At 53.0% G+C, this 17,364-nt stretch carries 15 protein-coding genes; 1 reads left to right on the top strand and 14 read right to left on the bottom strand.

The annotated features are described in order from the left end of the window. Positions 1-18: 18 nt before the first annotated feature. From dinB to LJ046_RS08800, 10 genes are all read right to left on the bottom strand, one after another. Positions 19-1,134: a DNA polymerase IV gene (gene dinB / locus LJ046_RS08755; RefSeq protein ID WP_002876570.1), complete on the bottom strand. Its 1,116-nt coding sequence runs from the start codon at positions 1,132-1,134 to the stop codon at positions 19-21. Then, a complete protein-coding gene (gene zwf / locus LJ046_RS08760) occupies positions 1,134-2,582 on the bottom strand; it encodes a glucose-6-phosphate dehydrogenase (RefSeq protein WP_002876569.1) in 1,449 nt (482 codons plus the stop codon). The genes dinB and zwf overlap by 1 nt, the downstream gene beginning before the upstream one ends. 92 nt (positions 2,583-2,674) lie before the next feature. Continuing rightward, positions 2,675-3,082, bottom strand: coding sequence for a preprotein translocase subunit YajC (gene yajC, locus LJ046_RS08765; protein WP_002876568.1), 408 nt, complete (start codon positions 3,080-3,082; stop codon positions 2,675-2,677). An 88-nt stretch (positions 3,083-3,170) separates the two neighbouring features. Further along, positions 3,171-4,181: a Holliday junction branch migration DNA helicase RuvB gene (ruvB, locus tag LJ046_RS08770; protein WP_002876567.1), complete on the bottom strand. Its 1,011-nt coding sequence runs from the start codon at positions 4,179-4,181 to the stop codon at positions 3,171-3,173. Positions 4,182-4,195: 14 nt separating this feature from the next. Continuing rightward, entirely contained in the window at positions 4,196-4,789 is a 594-nt protein-coding gene (gene ruvA / locus LJ046_RS08775; protein ID WP_002876565.1) for a Holliday junction branch migration protein RuvA, read from the bottom strand. A gap of 9 nt (positions 4,790-4,798) precedes the next feature. After that, positions 4,799-6,769 carry a DNA mismatch repair endonuclease MutL gene (gene mutL, locus LJ046_RS08780; RefSeq protein ID WP_002876562.1) on the bottom strand — a complete coding sequence of 657 codons (1,971 nt, stop codon included), beginning with the start codon at positions 6,767-6,769 and terminating at the stop codon, positions 4,799-4,801. Continuing rightward, entirely contained in the window at positions 6,769-9,339 is a 2,571-nt protein-coding gene (mutS, locus tag LJ046_RS08785; protein ID WP_002876561.1) for a DNA mismatch repair protein MutS, read from the bottom strand. Before mutS ends, mutL begins: the two co-directional genes overlap by 1 nt. A gap of 138 nt (positions 9,340-9,477) precedes the next feature. Next, positions 9,478-11,091, bottom strand: coding sequence for a chaperonin GroEL (groL, locus tag LJ046_RS08790; RefSeq protein WP_002876560.1), 1,614 nt, complete (start codon positions 11,089-11,091; stop codon positions 9,478-9,480). A 22-nt stretch (positions 11,092-11,113) separates the two neighbouring features. Further along, a complete protein-coding gene (gene groES / locus LJ046_RS08795) occupies positions 11,114-11,398 on the bottom strand; it encodes a co-chaperone GroES (protein WP_002876557.1) in 285 nt (94 codons plus the stop codon). Positions 11,399-11,553: 155 nt separating this feature from the next. Continuing rightward, complete coding sequence (locus tag LJ046_RS08800) at positions 11,554-12,240, bottom strand: redox-sensing transcriptional repressor Rex (protein WP_002876556.1); 687 nt, start codon at positions 12,238-12,240, stop codon at positions 11,554-11,556. Positions 12,241-12,532: 292 nt separating this feature from the next. Between LJ046_RS08800 and LJ046_RS08805 the strand changes: the two genes are divergently transcribed. Further along, entirely contained in the window at positions 12,533-14,449 is a 1,917-nt protein-coding gene (locus LJ046_RS08805) for an ABC-F family ATP-binding cassette domain-containing protein (RefSeq protein ID WP_002876553.1), read from the top strand. A 66-nt stretch (positions 14,450-14,515) separates the two neighbouring features. Here LJ046_RS08805 and tsaD read toward each other — a convergent pair whose 3' ends face one another. Genes tsaD through LJ046_RS08825 form a run of 4 tightly spaced genes read right to left on the bottom strand, consistent with a single transcriptional unit; the run spans position 14,516 to position 17,364 of the window. After that, on the bottom strand, positions 14,516-15,556 hold the full coding sequence (gene tsaD, locus LJ046_RS08810) for a tRNA (adenosine(37)-N6)-threonylcarbamoyltransferase complex transferase subunit TsaD (protein ID WP_002876551.1): 1,041 nt from the start codon (positions 15,554-15,556) through the stop codon (positions 14,516-14,518). A 2-nt stretch (positions 15,557-15,558) separates the two neighbouring features. Next, entirely contained in the window at positions 15,559-16,089 is a 531-nt protein-coding gene (gene rimI, locus LJ046_RS08815) for a ribosomal protein S18-alanine N-acetyltransferase (RefSeq protein ID WP_002876549.1), read from the bottom strand. A 4-nt stretch (positions 16,090-16,093) separates the two neighbouring features. Continuing rightward, complete coding sequence (gene tsaB / locus LJ046_RS08820; RefSeq protein WP_002876548.1) at positions 16,094-16,816, bottom strand: tRNA (adenosine(37)-N6)-threonylcarbamoyltransferase complex dimerization subunit type 1 TsaB; 723 nt, start codon at positions 16,814-16,816, stop codon at positions 16,094-16,096. Between the two features lie 17 nt (positions 16,817-16,833). Beyond that, on the bottom strand, positions 16,834-17,364 hold the full coding sequence (locus LJ046_RS08825) for a folate family ECF transporter S component (protein WP_002876547.1): 531 nt from the start codon (positions 17,362-17,364) through the stop codon (positions 16,834-16,836).

Below are 17,364 nucleotides of genomic sequence, written 5' to 3' on the forward strand. Positions count from 1 at the left end.
AAAAAATCAGCCTTTTAGCTATTCATCTGCAAAAAGACTGATTTCCTGGTAATGTTTTTCTTCAAGTTCGCCGGCTGACAGGCCCAAGAGGCGGATGCCTTCAGCCAGGAATTCCGGCTCCCGGGCCAGGAGCTCCTTGGCCAGCTGGTAAAAGACTTCCGGGTCACTGGTCGGCTGGATCTGCTTCCGGCGGGTGATAGTTTTAAAATTGCGGTCGCGGACCTTTAAAACGACCACCCGGGCTAAAAGATTTCTCTCCTTTAGTTCAGCCGCCACCGTCTGGCTGAAGTCCTTTAAGTAGGCATCAGCTCGGTCCGGGTCATAGATTACCGGTTCAAAAGTCCGCTCCTTGCCCAGGGACTTGCGCTGCCTGGAGGCTTGGACGGGGCTTAAGTCAATGCCATAAGCATGCAGGGCCATGTAGTAGCCGGACTTCTTATAGTCTTTTAAAAGGCGGCTGAGCCCGTAATTTCTGATGTCGCGGCCGGTCAAAACTCCGGCTTCCTTTAGCCGCTCCTGGGTCTTCTTGCCGATGCCGGGGAATCTCTTGATCTCCTGCCTGTCTAAAAAGTCCTGGGCCCGGTCCGGGGCAAGATAAGTGCGGCCAAAAGGCTTGGCGTATTCTGACCCCATCTTGGCCAAAAACTTGTTGTAGCTGACCCCAAAAGATGAGGTCAAATGCAGCTGACGGAAGATCTGCTCTTGCAAATAGCTGGCCAGCTCCAGGGCGCTTTTGCCGGGGATCTTGCTCCGGGTCACGTCCATATATGCTTCGTCCAGCGCCACGCTTTCGATCTGGTCGGTCAGTTCGTGCATTAAGCCGTGCACTTGCCCGGAAACCCGGTGGTATTTCGCGAAATCGGGTTCAACGAAAACCAGTTCTTCAGCTGGAATCAGCTTGACGGCTTGGGCGGCCGCCATGGCTGACCCAACCCCGTACTTTCTGGCCCGGTAGTTGGCGGTGGCGATCACGCCATGGCCGCCAGTTTTCCGGGGGTCCTGGGCAATCACGACTGCCTTATTCGCCAATTCCGGCCGGTCCCGCATTTCAACTGAAGCATAGAAAGCGTCCATGTCCAAGTGGATGATCCGGCGGGAAAAATCGTTCCTGGGCAAAAGGTCAATATCGGCCATTACTTGTAGATCCAGCCATCCTCAGGATCCGCGAAGATCTTGCTGGTATCCGGCCCCATGCCGTAAGGACGGTACTTGACCGGCTTTTCGCCGGCAGCGTTTTGCTTTTGCCAGGCAGCTTCAACCGCGTCCACGAATCTCCAATACTGCTTCAGTTCTTCCCACTTGGTAAAGTTGGTGGAGTCGTTGACAAAGACGTCGTGGATCAAACGTTCATAGCCGTCTGGCACCTCAGCTTGTTCATCTTCACTGTAGCGGTAGCGGAATCTTTCAAGACGGAGGTCATCGCCAGCAACAATCTTGCCGTTTAAGCGGAAGTAGACCTGGTTGACCGGGTCAATCTCAATAGTCAGTATGTTGGTCTTAGCCTTATCGCCATACAGGCCAGCTTCATCCTTAAAGACCACGTCCACCCGGGTCTTCTTTTCCCGCATTTCCTTGCCAGTTCGGAAGTAAATCGGCACGCCAGCCAAAGGCCCCTTGCTAAATTCCAAACGGCCAGCCACGTAAGTTTCCGTCTTGGAGTCTTCCGCCACGTTCGGCTCTTTGACATATTCAAAAGTGGTTTCCGTCCCCAGATACTGGCCGCGGATGATGTTTTCGCTGACGGCTTTTTCATCTGGGATAACTAAAGATGCCAAAAGGTCTTCCTTAGCCGCGTGGATGGCCTTGTCAGACAAGTCTTTTGGCTCCGGCATGGCCAAAAGGGTGATGATCTGCATGATGTGGTTCTGAACCATGTCCCGCAGGGCACCGGAGCTGTTATAGTAGCCGCCCCGGGCTTCAACGCCCAGCCGTTCAGCCAGGGTAACCTGGACATTTTTAACCGCGTCGGCGTTCCAAATCCGCTTAAACAAAGAGTTGCCAAAGCGCAGAGGCAGGATATTCTGCACCATTTCCTTACCCAGGTAGTGGTCGATTCGGAAGACCTGGTCTTCAGCAAAAGAATTGCGGATCTGCTGGTTCAAGACTTCCGCACTGGCCAGGTCAGTCCCGAATGGCTTCTCAACCACCAGGCGGTTGAAGCCGGTCCCGGTCAAATGCTGGTTGGCAATGTGTTCGGCAATCGTCCCAAAGAAGCTTGGGGCCATGGCCATGTAGAAGATGCGGTTGCCGCCGCATTCATAGCACTCATCCAGTTCCTGGGCCAATTGCTTCAAAGTTACGTAGTGTTCAACGTTGGTTACGTCGTGGGACTGGTAGTAAAAGTGGCTGGCAAATTCCGTCAGCTGCGCTTCGTCGACCTCTTCCCAGCTTTCATGAACAGCTTGGGCCACCTGCTCGCGCAGGTATTCATGCGACCATGGCCGCCGGGCAGTGCCGATAACGGCAAAATTGTCGTGAATGACATTCCGGCGGTAGAGATTGAAGAGGGCCGGATAGATCTTGCGGTGGGCCAGGTCGCCGCTGCCGCCGAAAAGGATCATTACTGTTGGAATATTGTTCATTATAGTACCTCAAAAAAATCAACTACTAACTATTTTAGCAATTTATCGGCGCAGGCAAAGCAAAAACGTCCCCGAAGGAACGTTTTGTTCGTTTATTCTTGACTGTCTTTGTCTTCTGCCTTGTCTTCTGCTTCTTCAGTCTTGGCTGCTTCAGCCTTTTCTTCTGCTGGCTTGGCTGCTTCAGCTTCACTTGCGTCAGCTTGCTTCAAAACAGTTCTGACTGCCAGTCTGGAAAAGGTTAGGTAAATGCCGTCAGCGTCCAAGACGATAGTCTTGTCAGCATCGTTGATTGAGTCGATCTTGCCGCGCAGGCCGTCGACCATTTCCACGCTGTCGCCCTTCTTGAGCTGATTCATCATTTCCTGGCGCTGCTGTTGCTGCTTCTTTTGCGGCTTGATCATCGTAAAGTAAGTAAAACCAAACAAAACAGCCAGCATAACCAGCATGAAGATGCTGCTGCCAGCACCGCTGTTGGCTGCGGCTAATGCAAAAGTATTCAAATTATCCACCTCATAAAATTTATTTGCCGCTTTTTGGCAGATGCCAAAAGGCTTTAACGAACATTATACTGTAAACCAGATTTTTTTGCTATTCTTCCTCGCCCGGCAGGGGCAAATTCAGCTGCTGGTAGGCCTTCTGGGTCACTACCCGCCCCCTTGGGGTCATGACGATAAAGCCGTTTTGCAAAAGATATGGCTCATACAGGGACTCGATCGTCTCCCGGTCTTCCCCGATATTGGAAGCCAGGGTCCGGATTCCGACTGGGCCGCCCCCATAGCTTAAGATCATGGTTCTCAGCAGCTTGCGGTCAGTCTGGTCCAAGCCGGCACTGTCGACTTGCAGCTGCTTTAAGGCCATGGCCGTGGTTTCCAGGGAGATTTCTTTTTCTCCCTTGACTTCCGCAAAGTCCCGCACCCGCTTTAAAAGGCGGTTGGCCACCCGGGGCGTTCCCCGGGACCGGCGGGCCAGTTCATGGGCAGCTTGCGGGGAAATCTTGGTGTGGAAGACCTCGCTTGAGCGGAGGATGATTTTTTCCAAGTCTTCGACCTGGTAGTACTGCATGTGCTCAACGATCCCGAAGCGGTCGCGCAGAGGCGCCGACAACTGCCCGGCCAGGGTGGTTGCCCCGATCAAGGTAAAAGGCGGCAGAGGCAAGTGGATGGCATGAGTCGTCTGCCCTTCCCCAACCATGATATCGATGTAAAAGTCTTCCATGGCTGAATAGAGGACTTCTTCAACCGGCTTGGCCAGGCGGTGGATTTCGTCGATAAACAAAACATCCCCCGGCTCAAGGTCAGTTAAGAGGGCCACCAGGTCCCCGGCCCGCTCGATGGCCGGACCGCTGGTGCTTTTTAAGTTGACCCCCAATTCATTGGCAATAACAAAGGCCAGGGTGGTTTTACCTAAACCTGGCGGGCCATAAAGAAGGACATGGTCCAGGGCCTCGTCACGCTGGCGGGCGGCCTGGATGTAGACTTCCATGTCCTTTTTGACATGCCCTTGCCCGATATACTGGCTGAGCAGCTGAGGCCGTAAGGACAGTTCCACCGCTTCCTCGCCTTCGGCGGCTTCCTGGCTGGTCAAATGTTCTTCCGTCATTTCCCTTTACCCCCTTATTTCTTCAGCAAAAGGCCCAGCCCCTGCTTGATGTATTCGTCAGCGGACATTTCCGGCAATTTCTTCAGTTTCGGCTTGATCCGGTCAACTTCCTTTTGACTGTAGCCCAAAGCCCCAAGGGCCAGGAGAGCGTCTTCTAGGGCTGGGAAAACAGACTTAACCGGTTCATCTTCGGTAAAGAGGTTTTCCGCCACATAGTTGCCCATCTTCCCCCGCAAGTCCAGGACGATCTGGGCTGCCGTCTTCTTGCCGATCCCCGGGAAACGGGTCAAGTAGGAAACTTCGCCGCTCTCAATGGCGGAAGCCAGGGCTCCGTTGTCTTCAGCGGCCATGATGGCCAGGGCAGACTTAGGACCGATCCCGGAAACTTCATTAAGCTTGTTGAAGAGGACCTTGTCTTGCTGGCTCTTGAAGCCGTAGAGGGTCATCCCGTTTTCCCGGACGACCTGTTCAACGTAGATCCGGGCCTTGTCCCCATCTTTATAGGCATAAGGGGTCGGGGTCAGGATCCGGTAGCCTATCCCAGCCACTTCAATCACGACATAGGCCGGATTAACCACGGTAATGGTGCCCTCAAAATACTCGTACATCTAGCTTTGTCACTTTCCTTTCTTAAAAAGCTTGCTTAAATCATTCTGGCTCAAGCGGACGACGGCGACCTGGCCGTTGGCATCCCGGTAAGGGTCGCTGGCCGTCTGCAAACGGAGCAGCAGATCGGCGGCTTCAGCGCCGGTTAAATTGACCCGGCGGGAAACATTGCTTTCCGCCGCCTTAGCCGCCACCAGCTTCAAGAGACTTTTTCCATCGTTTTCCCGGCTGGACAAGAGCTGGTCCAAGAGCTCCCTGACCTGCACGGTGACTTCCCCTTTCAGCCAGGTTGGGTAAGAGTGCATCAAGAGGGTGTTCTGGCCAAAGTCTTCCATCTCCAGGCCCAGCTGGCGCAAAAGGGGCAGCTGGTCTTTTAATTTCTGGTAGTCATAGACGCTAAAGTCAAAGACCAAAGGCTCAAGCAAGCCTTGCTGGTAGTTCTCGTCTTTTTCCAGGCTGGCTAAAATCTGGTCGTACTCCAGCCGTCTTCTGGCCGCCACCTGGTCAAGCAGGTAAAGGTCGCCCCCGTGTTCAGCCAGGAGATATCCCCCCATCTGGCCCAAAAGGCGTAGGGCCGGCAGGTGTTGCCTTAGCAGCTGGTCAGCCTTTGACGTGACCGGGCTAGCGGCTTCCTCTCCGCCCGCAAAAGGCGGCAGGGCCGTCTGTTCCTTGACATGCTGGTCCCAGCTCTTGGTTAAGACATATTGGTCATCTTCTCTGACCTGGTTTAAGTCCACGTATTCCGGAGCAGAAGTTTTTTCTTCTTTCTTTTCTTGTTTATTTTCTTTCTTCTCTACTGTTTCTTTTGTTTCTTTTGTCTCTGTTTCTTTTTTATTAGTTATATCTGTTTTGCCTTCCGGCTCAGCCACCTGGGAGACTTCCAGCTGGAAGTCATCTGGCCGGCGGGTGTCGACCACGTTTGGTTTTAAGTTGAATTCCAATTGGTCCAACTGGGTCTTGTCTTTAAAAGGAGTCAGCTGAAAAAGCGGGCTGGCCTCGTCCTCATCCATTAAAGCCTCAGTCACGGCACTGGTGATCAAGCGGCTGAGCTCTTTTTCCTTGGACAGGCGGACTTCTTCCTTAGTCGGGTGGACGTTGACGTCGACTAAGAGGGGATCAGCCTCAATCGCCAAGACCGCGATCGGGTACTTGCCCCCCAATTTGTTGCCGTAGCCGTCCAAAAGGGCACTGGAGAGCTGGTAGTTCTTGATGTAGCGGCCATTGAGCAAAATCGAGATAAAGTTGCGGGATGACCGGGTCAAGTTTGCTTCTGACACCAGGCCATAGAGGGTAAAGTCCGGGTCCTCATTTTCCACCGTCAGCATTTTTTCGGCGACTTTGCGGCCATAAATATTGGCCACGTCCTGCTTTAAGTTGCCGTTACCGGGCGTTCTGAGCAAGACTTTCCCGTCGCTGGCCAAGGTCAGGCTGATTTCCGGGTGCCCCAGGGCAATCCGGTTGACAATATCCACAATCTTCAAGAGTTCAGTCTTCGGGCTCTTCAGATACTTCAGCCGGGCCGGAGTATTGTAAAAAATATCCCCGACCGTGATCTTGGTTCCCTTAGCGCTGCCAGCATCTTCCTGGAACTTTTTCACCCCGCCGGCAAAAGCTGCCCGGGTGGCCGTCTGCCCGTCAGTTGAAGTCAAAATTTCCACATGGGCTACGGCTGCGATGGAAGCTAGGGCTTCCCCTCTAAAGCCCAAGGTCGCGATATTGAACAAGTCATGCTCATCTTGAATCTTGCTGGTCGCGTGCCGCATAAAAGCCAGGTCAACCTGGTCCGGGGCAATCCCGCTGCCGTTGTCTTGGACAGAAATCTGCTTTAAGCCCGAATGCTGGACTTCAACCCTGATCCGGCTGGCCTGGGCATCGATCGCGTTTTCGACCAGTTCCTTGACCACGCTGGCCGGCCGCTCGATAACTTCCCCGGCCGCGATCTGGTTGGTCAGATTTTCTGAAAGTTCATGAATTTTCGCCATTATTCTTCCTTCAAGGCCTGCTGCCAGTCAGCTACCAGCTGCATGACTTCCAGCGGCGTCTTTTCATTCAAGTTGACCTGGCTGATCTCGTCTAACAGTTCCTCCTGCTCTGCCTTGAGCGGGTTCTCTTCCACTACTTCCACCGGACTGAAGAGGTCCAGCTGCTGGCGGCTTGGGTTGATCTCCCGGGCTCCTTCTGCTTCCAGGCGCTTGAGCATGCTGGAGGCTTCTCTTAAAACGGCCCGCGGCAGGCCAGCCAATTTGGCCACGTGGATCCCGTAAGACTGGTCGGCTGGTCCTGGCAAAATCTTGTGCAGGAAGATCAGCTGGCCGTTTTCTTCCGTTGCTCCGACGTGGATGTTCTTTAAGTGCGGCAAGGTTTCGTCCAGTTCAGTCAGTTCATGGTAGTGGGTGGCAAAAAGGGTCTTGGCGCCAACCTTGTCATGCAGGTACTTGATAATCGCCCCGGCCAAGGCCATCCCGTCGTAAGTGGCCGTCCCCCGGCCGATTTCGTCAAACAGAACCAAAGACCGGCTGGAAGCGTGCTGGAGGGCCTCATTGGCCTCGCTCATTTCCACCATGAAGGTGGACTTGCCGGAGTAGAGATCGTCAGCGGCCCCGATCCGGGTGAAGACCTGGTCAAAAACTGGCAGCTTGGCGCTGTCTGCCGGGACGAAGGAGCCGATCTGGGCCATGATGGCGATTAATGCCAGCTGCCTCATGTAGGTGCTCTTACCAGACATGTTTGGCCCCGTGATGAGGTAGATACTGGTGTCTTCATCCATGACCAGGTCGTTAGGGATATAGGAGCCAGCTGGTAAAACTGCCTCAACAACCGGGTGGCGGCCGTTCTTAACGGCGATTTCGTTTTTGCTGGAAAAACTTGGCCGGCAGTAATTTTTCTCTTCAGCATCCTGGGCAAAGGCCACGAAGACGTCCAGGGCCGCCAATTGCCGGCCCAGTTCCTGCAAGGCCGGGATATGGGCCTTGACAGCCTCTCTCAGCTGGCTGAAGAGCTCGTATTCCAGGTCAGTTGACCGGCTCTCAGCTTCCAGAATCAAGTTTTCGTGTTCCTTTAATTCCGGGGTAATGTAGCGCTCAGCATTGGTCAGGGTCTGCTTTCTGGTGTAGCGGTCCTGGGGCACTTTAGCGACATTCCCCTTGCTGACTTGGATGAAGTAGCCAAAGACCCGGTTGTAGCCGATCTTCAGATTGTCGATCCCGGTTCTCTGCCGCTCTTCCATTTCCATCTGGGCCAGCCACTTTTTCCCGCCATTCATGGCTTCTCTGTACTTGTCCAGGTCCTCGCTGACCCCGGCCCGGATAATGCCGCCGTCTTTAGCCGAAATCGGCGGCTGGTCAACTAAGCAGTTAGTGATACTCTCAGCAAGTTCACTTTGCGGGTCGATCCCCTGCCCGTATTTTTCCAGGTCTGGATTGCCCGATTCGGCCAGGGCCTGGATGATCAGCTTGGTCGCCTCGAGGCTTTTCGCCAGTTGCAAGAGCTCACGGGGGTTGACATTGCCAAAAGCCACCCGGCCGCTCAACCGTTCCAGGTCATAGACTCCCTTCAAGGAGTCAACGATATTTTCCCTGGTAAAGTAGTCGTCCAACAGGGCTTGCACCATCTGCTGGCGCTGCTTAATCCGGTCTAAAGACAAGAGCGGCCGGCTCAGCCACTGCTTTAAAAGCCGGCCCCCCATAGCCGTGGTGGTCTTGTCCAAAACCCAGAATAAAGAGCCCTGCTTCCTGCCAGTCGTGGCTGACTGGGTCAGTTCCAGATTCCGCTGGACAGTGTTGGCCATCTGTAAATACTGGCCGATTTCAAAGCTTTCCGCCACTTGCAGGTGAGCTAGGCTCCGCTTCTGCGTGGCCAAAAGGTAAACGACCAGCTGGCGGACGGCGGCTTTTTCCATAGAGTCAGTCAGTTTCTGCTGGACATAGGAAATTTCCGCATGCTCGCCTTCCAGTTCTGCCGGTTCAGACACGGTGATGTTGGCCTTTTGCAGTCTGTCCCGGTCGCTGGCGCTAAGGTTGCCAGCAAAAACGACTTCCCGGGTTCTCAAAGACAGGAGCTCGTTGACCACCTCGGCGTAGTGCTTGACGTGGGTGGCAAAAATCTCCCCGGTCGACAGGTCGCTGTAAGCCAGACCATAGCCGCCAGCCTTTTCAACCACGCTGGTCAGGTAGTTGCTTTCCTGGCTGTCGTCTGGCCCCTGGGCCATCTTGGTGCCGGGAGTAACCAGCTGGATGATCCCCCGCTTGACCATCCCCTTGGCCTTCTTCGGGTCTTCCAATTGCTCGCAGATGGCCACCTTGTAGCCTTTTTCCACTAAAGTGTTGACATAAGAATCAACCGCCATGTGGGGCACCCCGGCCATGGGAATCGGGTTTTCCGACTTATTTGACCGGTGAGTCAGGGTCAACTCTAAAATCTGTGATCCCTTGATGGCATCGTCTTCATAGAGTTCGTAAAAATCTCCCACCCGGTAGAAGAGAAAGGCATCCGGGTACTGGTCTTTAATCTGGTAATATTGCTCCATCATTGGAGTCGTGGCTTTTCTTGGCATAAAAACTCCCTCGCTTATCGTATGCTTTCAATTATACAGCATTTCGCCGGCCTGCTTGCCTTGTCTGCACGCAAAAAGAGCCCAGCCAAAGCTGGACCCTTCTTACAGTAATTCTTGTGTGTGTTAATTTTCAGTATTTTACATCATGCCTGGTTGAGCTGGAGCAGCTTCTGGCTTGTCTTCCGGAATTTCTGCCACAACTGCTTCAGTGGTCAGCAAGAGGCCGGCGATTGAAGCGGCATTTTGCAGGGCTGACCGGGTCACCTTGGTTGGGTCGATGATCCCTTCGTCAATCATGTTGACGTACTTGTCTTCAGCAGCGTTGTAGCCGACTTCCGGGTCAACCTTGCGCAGGTGGTCAACAACGACTGAGCCTTCTTGGCCGGCGTTTTCAGCGATTTGGCGAACTGGGGCAGTCAAGGCACGGGCCACGATGTTGATCCCGGTTTGTTCGTCAGCAGTGTCACCCTTGATTGCCTTAACAGCTTCTTCAACGTTAACCAAAGCAGTACCACCACCAGCTACGTAGCCTTCTTCAACAGCGGCACGGGTAGCGTTCAAGGCGTCTTCTACCCGGTAGCGGCGTTCCTTGAGTTCAGTTTCAGTAGCAGCACCGACGTGGATTACGGCTACGCCGCCAGTCAGCTTGGCCAGACGTTCTTGCAGCTTCTTCTTGTCGAAGTCAGAAGAAGTGTCTTCGATTTGCTTTCTGATGGTGTCAACCCGTTCTTGGATGGCTTCCTTAGCGCCAGAGCCGTCAACGATAGTAGTTGAGTCCTTGGTGATAGTTACCCGGCGAGCTTGACCCAATTGGCTGAGCTGGGTGTCCTTGAGTTCCAGGCCCAGGTCTTCAGAGATTACCGTACCGCCAGTCAAAGCAGCGATGTCAGCCAGTTGTTCCTTGCGGCGGTCACCAAAGCCAGGAGCCTTAACAGCAACAACGTTGAAGGTACCGCGGATCTTGTTCAAAACAAGAGTTGGCAAAGCTTCGCCAGTCACGTCATCAGCGATGATTAGGAGTGAGCGGCCTTGTTGCACGATTTCCTGCAACATTGGCAAAATGTCCTGGATGTTGGAAATCTTCTTGTCAGTGATCAAGATGTATGGGTTTTCCAAGTCAGCTTCCATCTTGTCGTTGTCCGTTACCATGTATTGGGACAGGTAGCCGCGGTCGAATTGCATCCCTTCAACCACGCTCAGTTCAGTTTCGATCCCGCGGGAGTCTTCAATGGTGATAACACCGTCCTTGCCGACCTTTTCCATGGCTTCAGCGATCAAGTCGCCGATTTCCTTTGAAGCACTTGAGATTGAAGCAACTTGGGCAATTTGGTCCCGGCTGGAAACTTCGTGGCTGTTCTTGTGCAATTGGTCAACGGCTGCTTGGGTGGCCTTTTCAATCCCGCGGCGAATGCCAACTGGGTTAGCCCCGGCAACCACGTTCTTCATCCCTTCTTGCACGATGGCTTGGGTCAAAACAGTGGCCGTGGTCGTACCATCACCAGCGATGTCGTTGGTCTTTGAAGCAGCTTCAGCAACCAGCTTGGCCCCCATGTTTTCGTAGTGGTCTTCCAGTTCAATTGCCTTGGCGATAGTCACGCCGTCGTTGGTAATCGTTGGGGCGCCGTAGCTTTGTTCCAAAACAACGTTTCTGCCCTTAGGCCCCAAGGTCGTCTTGACCGTGTTGGCCAGCTTGTTAACCCCGTTTAAAAGTGAACGTCTTGCGTCTTCTGAAAACTTGATGTCTTTTGCCATTTTTTAATTCACCCTCCTTAAATTACTTAATAATTGCCAAAATGTCTTTTTCATGAAGGACTAAGTATTCCTTGCCTTCGTACTTGACCTTAGTGCCAGAATACTTATCGTATAAAACTTCATCGCCCTCTTGGACGGTCATAGGAAGCTTGCTACCATCTTCCGCGTACAGGCCGCCGCCTACGGCAACAACCTTGCCTTGGGTTGGCTTTTCCTTAGCGTTGGAAGCAAGTACGATACCACCAACAGTTTGTTCTTCAACTTCTTTAACTTCAACGATCACGCGATCTCCAATTGGTTGTAACACGTTATTCCCTCCTAAAATTAATTGTCTTTAGAAATTCTTTAGCACTCATCTTGATCAAGTGCTAACTTACAACTATGATAATAATACCTTTTTTCCAAAAAGGCAAGAGAAAAATAGCACTTTTTAGTCGAGAGTGCTAAAAAGTGCTGTTTTCCTTATTTATTCGTGTTGTTCATGGCCTTTTTCCGCTCTTCCAGCTGCTTTTTGATCATTTCGTCAGAGTCAAGGAAGTAGATCAAAGTCTGCAATTCGGTAGCCAGGTCGACGTTTTGGATCCGGACCCCGTTTGGGGCGGACAGGCGGATCGGGGTAAAGTTCATGATCCCCTTGATCCCGGCTTCGATCATTTCATCAGCCGTCTTCTGGGCCGTCGCCTGGGGAACGGTCAAGATAGCGATCCGGATCTGCTGGTCAGCGATCTGCTGCTTCATTTCATCCATTGAGTAAACCGGGACCCCCTGGGTGATCTTGCCGGTGATTTCCGGGTTGATGTCGAAGGCGCAGGAAATTCTGATATTGTTGCTGCGCTTGAAGTTGTAGTTCAAAAGGGCATGACCCAGGTTGCCGACCCCGACCAGGGCAACATTGGTCAAAGTGTCCTGGTTGAGGATCTTCTTAAAGAAGCTGAGCAGGTTCTTGACGTCATAGCCGTAACCCCGCTTGCCCAGGGCACCGAAGTAAGAAAAGTCCCGGCGGATTGAAGCGCTGTCGACTTGAACGGCTTCCGCCAGTTCAGTTGAAGAAACCTTGTCTTTGCCTTCATCATTCAAAAGCAGCAAGTAGCGGTAATATAGCGGCAATCTTTTGGCAGTAGCCTTGGGAATTCTAAATTTGTTGTTCATAAAAAGATGCCTCCAGTTTTTATTTTGTGAATGTGAATCTCTAATCAATCTTCTACTATGATACCCATTTTTACCAGTCCTTGGCAAGTCGTATTTTCACAATATTTGCCGTATAATCCTTTTTATTGAACTTTTTCACAAATTGATTAAGAGATCAGCGCTTCCGGCATTTTCTTTAAAGAAAAAGGAAAAATAAAAGGAGGGAAAAAAGAAGCGGAAAAGAAAGGGAAAATCAGCCTGGCTGGCGGCAGGCAAGCCTTTTGCATGGTACAATGTTTCAAGGTGAAGAAATATGATAATAGCACAAGGACACAATTTGGAGCAACGCTTCGGAGCTGCTCCTATATTCAGCAAGGTAAACTTTTCAATTGAGAACAATGCCCGGATCGGCCTGGTCGGGCCAAACGGGGCCGGGAAAACGACCCTTTTAAAGATCATGACCGGCCGCCAGGAAGCCAGCCAGGGGGAATTTACCGTCAACAAGGGGATCGAGATTGGCTACATCGCCCAGGAGCACGACTTTGACGAAGAGAAGTCGATCTGGGAAGAGATGCTGACGGTCTTCCAGCCCTTGATCGACCAGGGCCAGCAGCTGGAGAAGCTGCAGTACGCCATCGCCGACCATCCGGAAGACGAAGAGCTTCTGCGCCGCCTGGACCAGGCCCAGTATAATTTTGAACAAGCCGGCGGCTATACCTACCAGGCCGAAATCAAGAGCATGCTCAACGGCTTCAACTTCCCGGAAGCGACCTGGAACAAGCAGATTGCCAGCCTGTCCGGCGGGGAAAAGACCCGGCTCAGCTTCGTCAAGCTCCTTTTAAAGAAGCCCCCGCTCCTGCTTTTGGACGAACCGACCAACTACCTGGACCTGGATACTTTGGACTGGCTGGAAGCCTTTCTTAAGAACTACCCTGGCGCCATCCTGACGGTTTCCCACGACCAGTACTTCTTAGACCACCTGGCTACGCAGATTTTTGAACTCCAGCATGGGGAACTGACTGTCTTTAAGGGCAACTACAGCCAGTACCTGGCGCAAAGAGAACTGCGCGACCAGCAGCAAGAAGCCGCTTATGAAAAGCAGCAGGAAGAGATCAAGCGAGAAGAAGAGTTCATCCAAAAGAACATCGTCCGCGCCTCCACCACCAAGCAGGCCCAAAGCCGGCGCAAGGCCCTGGAGAAGATGGAACTGGTCGACCCGCCAAAGCACAAGTCAAAAGTCCGGATCAAGTTTGACAGCGCCCGGCCGTCAGGCAAGGAAGTCTTGATCTTGAAGGACCTGGCCGTTGGCTATCCAGACAAGACCATGCTTAAGGACATCTCCTTCCAGATCAATAAGGGTGACCGGGTGGCCATCATTGGCCAAAACGGGATCGGCAAGTCCACCCTTTTAAAGACTGTCATGAAACAACTGCCGGTTAAGAGCGGGGCAATCAAGTACGGGGCCAGCCTGGATATCGGCTACTATGACCAGGAACTGCAGGGATTAGACTATTCTAAGACCGTGATCGATACCATCTGGGACCGGCACAAAGACATGAACGAAAAGGACATCCGGTCCATCCTAGCCAGCTTTTTGTTCACGGCCAAGGACATTGACAAGCAGGTCAGCCAGCTGTCCGGGGGGCAAAGAGCCCGCTTGACCCTGACCGTCTTGTCCATGGAACACAACAACTTCCTTTTGATGGACGAACCGACCAACCACTTGGACCTGGACGCCAAGGAAGTTTTGGAAAAAGCTTTGGCCGATTACGACGGCACCCTCCTCTTCGTTTCCCACGACCGCTACTTCATCAACAAACTGGCCAACAAGATCGTCGTCGCTAAAGACGGCCAGGCCAAAATCTATGAAGGCAACTACACTTACTACTTGAACGAAAAGGCCAAGGAAGAAGCCGCTGCTCAAGAAACAGCCGCGCAGGAAGCGCCAGTCGTCAAGGCAGTCAGCGAAAGCAAGTTCTCCTACCAGGAGCAGAAAAAGCGGGACTCGGAAAAGCGGAAACTGGAGCGGCAGGTCGCCCAGGCAGAAAAGGACCTGGAAGAGCTGGAAGCAAAAGAACAAGAGATCCAGGAAGCAATGGCTGACCCGGCAATCGCCGCCGACTTCAGCAAGCTGGGGCCTCTCCAGGAAGAATTGACCGCTGTCCAGGAAAAGATCAGCCAAGTTAGCCAGGCTTGGGAAGATGCCTCCTTGGCCTTGGAAGAATTTTAATTTTAGGCAAAGGAAAAGCAAGTCCGTTACTGGACTTGCTTTTTTGTTGCATTTTCGTCTTGCTTTTTACTTGTAATCCTCAGCGTAAGGCAGTTCCATTGACGGGTCCGCGTCCAAGGTCAAGTCGGCAAAATTACCGGCCAGGTACTGGTTGTAAGCGGCAGCCCCGATCATGGCCGCGTTGTCCCCGCAGAGCTTAAGCGGCGGCAGGATAACCTTCGGTGCCTTTTCCAAAGCAGCGATCTCCTTGTTCATCCGCTCTCTTAAGCCCAGGTTGGCGGCAACCCCGCCCCCCATGATGAAGGTCTTGGGCTGGTACTGCCGGATGGCCCGCATGGTCTTTTCAGCCAAAACGTCCACCACGGCCGCCTGGAAGCTGGCCGCCAGGTCATACTTGTCTAATTCCTGCCCCAATTGGTCAGCATGATGGCAGGTGTTGATAAAGGCACTCTTGAGGCCTGAGAAGGAGAAGTCGTAATTATCTTCATCGATCATGGCTCTAGGGAAGCCGAAAGTATCCTTACCCTGGTGGGCCCACTGGTCGATCGTCTTGCCGGCCGGGTAGTTGACCCCCAGGACCCGGCCAATCTTGTCGTAAGCTTCTCCGGCCGCGTCATCGCGGGTGTCGCCCACGATTTCAAAGTGGGTCGGGTCTTTCAGCACAACAATTTCGGTGTGGCCGCCGGAAACCTGCAGGGCCAAGGCCGGATACTCAACCGGTTCAACCAGCTGGGCAGCTGAAATGTGGCCCATGATATGGTCTACCCCAATCAAAGGCAGGCCGGTCGCCATGGAGGCCGCCTTGGCCGCGTTGATCCCGATCAAAAGGGCTCCGACCAGGCCTGGCCCGTGGGTTACGGCGATGGCATCCAGATCTTCCCAGCTGACCTTGGCTTCTTCCAGGGCTTCCCGGGTAATCTGGGTAATCACTTCGATATGGTGGCGGCTGGCCACTTCCGGCACAACCCCGCCAAAACGGGCATGGCTCTTGATTTGGGTAGACACGACCAGGCTTTCGACCTCTGACCCGTTCTTGACCACGGCAGTCGAAGTCTCGTCACAGGAGCTTTCAAAAGCTAAAACGCGAATGTCTTTCTTTTCCTTCACAGTCAGTTCTTCTTTCTTAGATGGCAGATCATGTTCAAACCGTCGCTGTCCGGACGGTCATCATTATCGTAGTAGTTCTTGTGGACAAAATTGTCTTCAAAGCCAAGCTGCCGGTAGAGCTCTTGGGCCTTCTTGTTTTCGACCCGCACTTCCAAGGTGACCGCTTTAAGGTCAGCCGACTTGGCCAAGTCTAAAACCGTCTGAACCAGGTAGCTCCCGATCCCCTGCCCCTGCTCTTTCGGCATCACCGCCAAAAAAGTGATGTGGGCTTTAGAGAGACTGAAGCGGCAGCCGATGGCTCCGACCAAAAAATCCCTCTTAAGCAAGAGCAAGTATAAGGAATCCCGGCGACGCAATTCTTCGGCAAAGACTTCCCCGTCCCAGGGCAGGCGGCCGGCATAAACTTCCTTTTCCAGCAAAAGGAGGCGGGCAAGCTCGCCTGCCTCCGCCTTCTTTAAGCAGTATTCATGGCCGCTGATGCTGATTGCCCGGGGGGCAAACTGCACCAGGTCAGCTTTAAAGAATAGTCCCATAAGTCTAAACTTCTTCTACATATGCACTGTCTGCTGCAAATTCCTGGCCGGTCTTCTTTGCCCAGTCATACTCAGCCTGAGTCCGGCGCAGATAGTTCGGCACGGCCTGGTCCGGATCAAGGACGGGAGCACTTACCGCCAGGCGGCCAATTGCACCGGCGTGCAGAAGGTTCTCTTCCCCTTCAGCCAGGCGCAGGTCCTTGTCAGCCAGCCCTGCCGCGATTTCTTCCTGGTACTTGCTGAAGTCGCTGCCGGCAAAAATCACCTTCTGGTCAGGCAGGGCCCCTACTTGCTCTAAGAGCTCGCTTAAGTGGTAGTGACCGTCTGCAATCACGGCTTCCTTGCCCCGGTAAGCACCGGCAAAGAAGTTCTTGTTTCTGGCGTCTAATGCAGCCACGATCAAGGCATCTTCACCGGCAAAGTTCTGGGCCAGGGCCTGTAAAGTTGAGACCCCAACCAGCTCTTTATTCAAAATGCTGGCAAACATCTTAGCCGTGGTCAAACCGACTCTGAGGCCAGTATATGAACCAGGCCCGATCGCCACCGCGAAGCGGTCGATGTCTTTTAAAGACAGACCGTTTTCTGCCAGCAGGCTGGCAATATCCGGATCAAGGTCAACGCTGTGGTTGCGCTGGTTTTCCTCGATCTTTTCGCTGACCAAGTGGTCAGCTTCATTCAAGGCAACGCTCAAATCGCTCGTTGCCGTCGAAATGCTTAAAATCTTCATGATCTAACTTTTATTTCCTAAAATTTTCTACTCAGCTTGACCCGGGACAGGCCTTCCAGGATAAACCAAACCACGACCATCTGAATCCATGGAGTGATCATTTCCTTGAGGATCCGGCTGGACAGGGCGACCATAAAGTTGGTCCCGTACATCATGCTGACCCAAAGGGTGTTTAAGCCGATGTTGCAGATTACCGTGACGCAGATTACGGACGCGATGACCCGCCAAATCTGGATGGGCTTCTTGTACAAGAAGAAGCCGTAGATCATCGGCCCCAAGGCCGCGGTCAAGGTGTAACCGATAAAGAAGCCGCCCAGGTTGCCAAAAATTGCGGATGAAACCAGGTCGCTCAAGGCACCGCCGGCAAAGCCCCACCAAGGCCCGAACAAGTAGCCCAGCATGACGCTGCCGATAAAGCCCAGGCCCACCTGCAGGGTGGCATCCCCGACCTTAAACTGTCCCAAAACCACCTTGATGGCGATAACCATGGCCAATAAGACCAGCTCCCGCAGCTCCAGCTTGCTGCTGACTTTTGATTCACTTTTCAC

The sequence above is a fragment of the Lactobacillus delbrueckii subsp. jakobsenii ZN7a-9 = DSM 26046 genome, from assembly GCF_001888925.1.
In the GTDB taxonomy this organism is placed as follows: Bacteria; Bacillota; Bacilli; order Lactobacillales; family Lactobacillaceae; genus Lactobacillus; species Lactobacillus delbrueckii.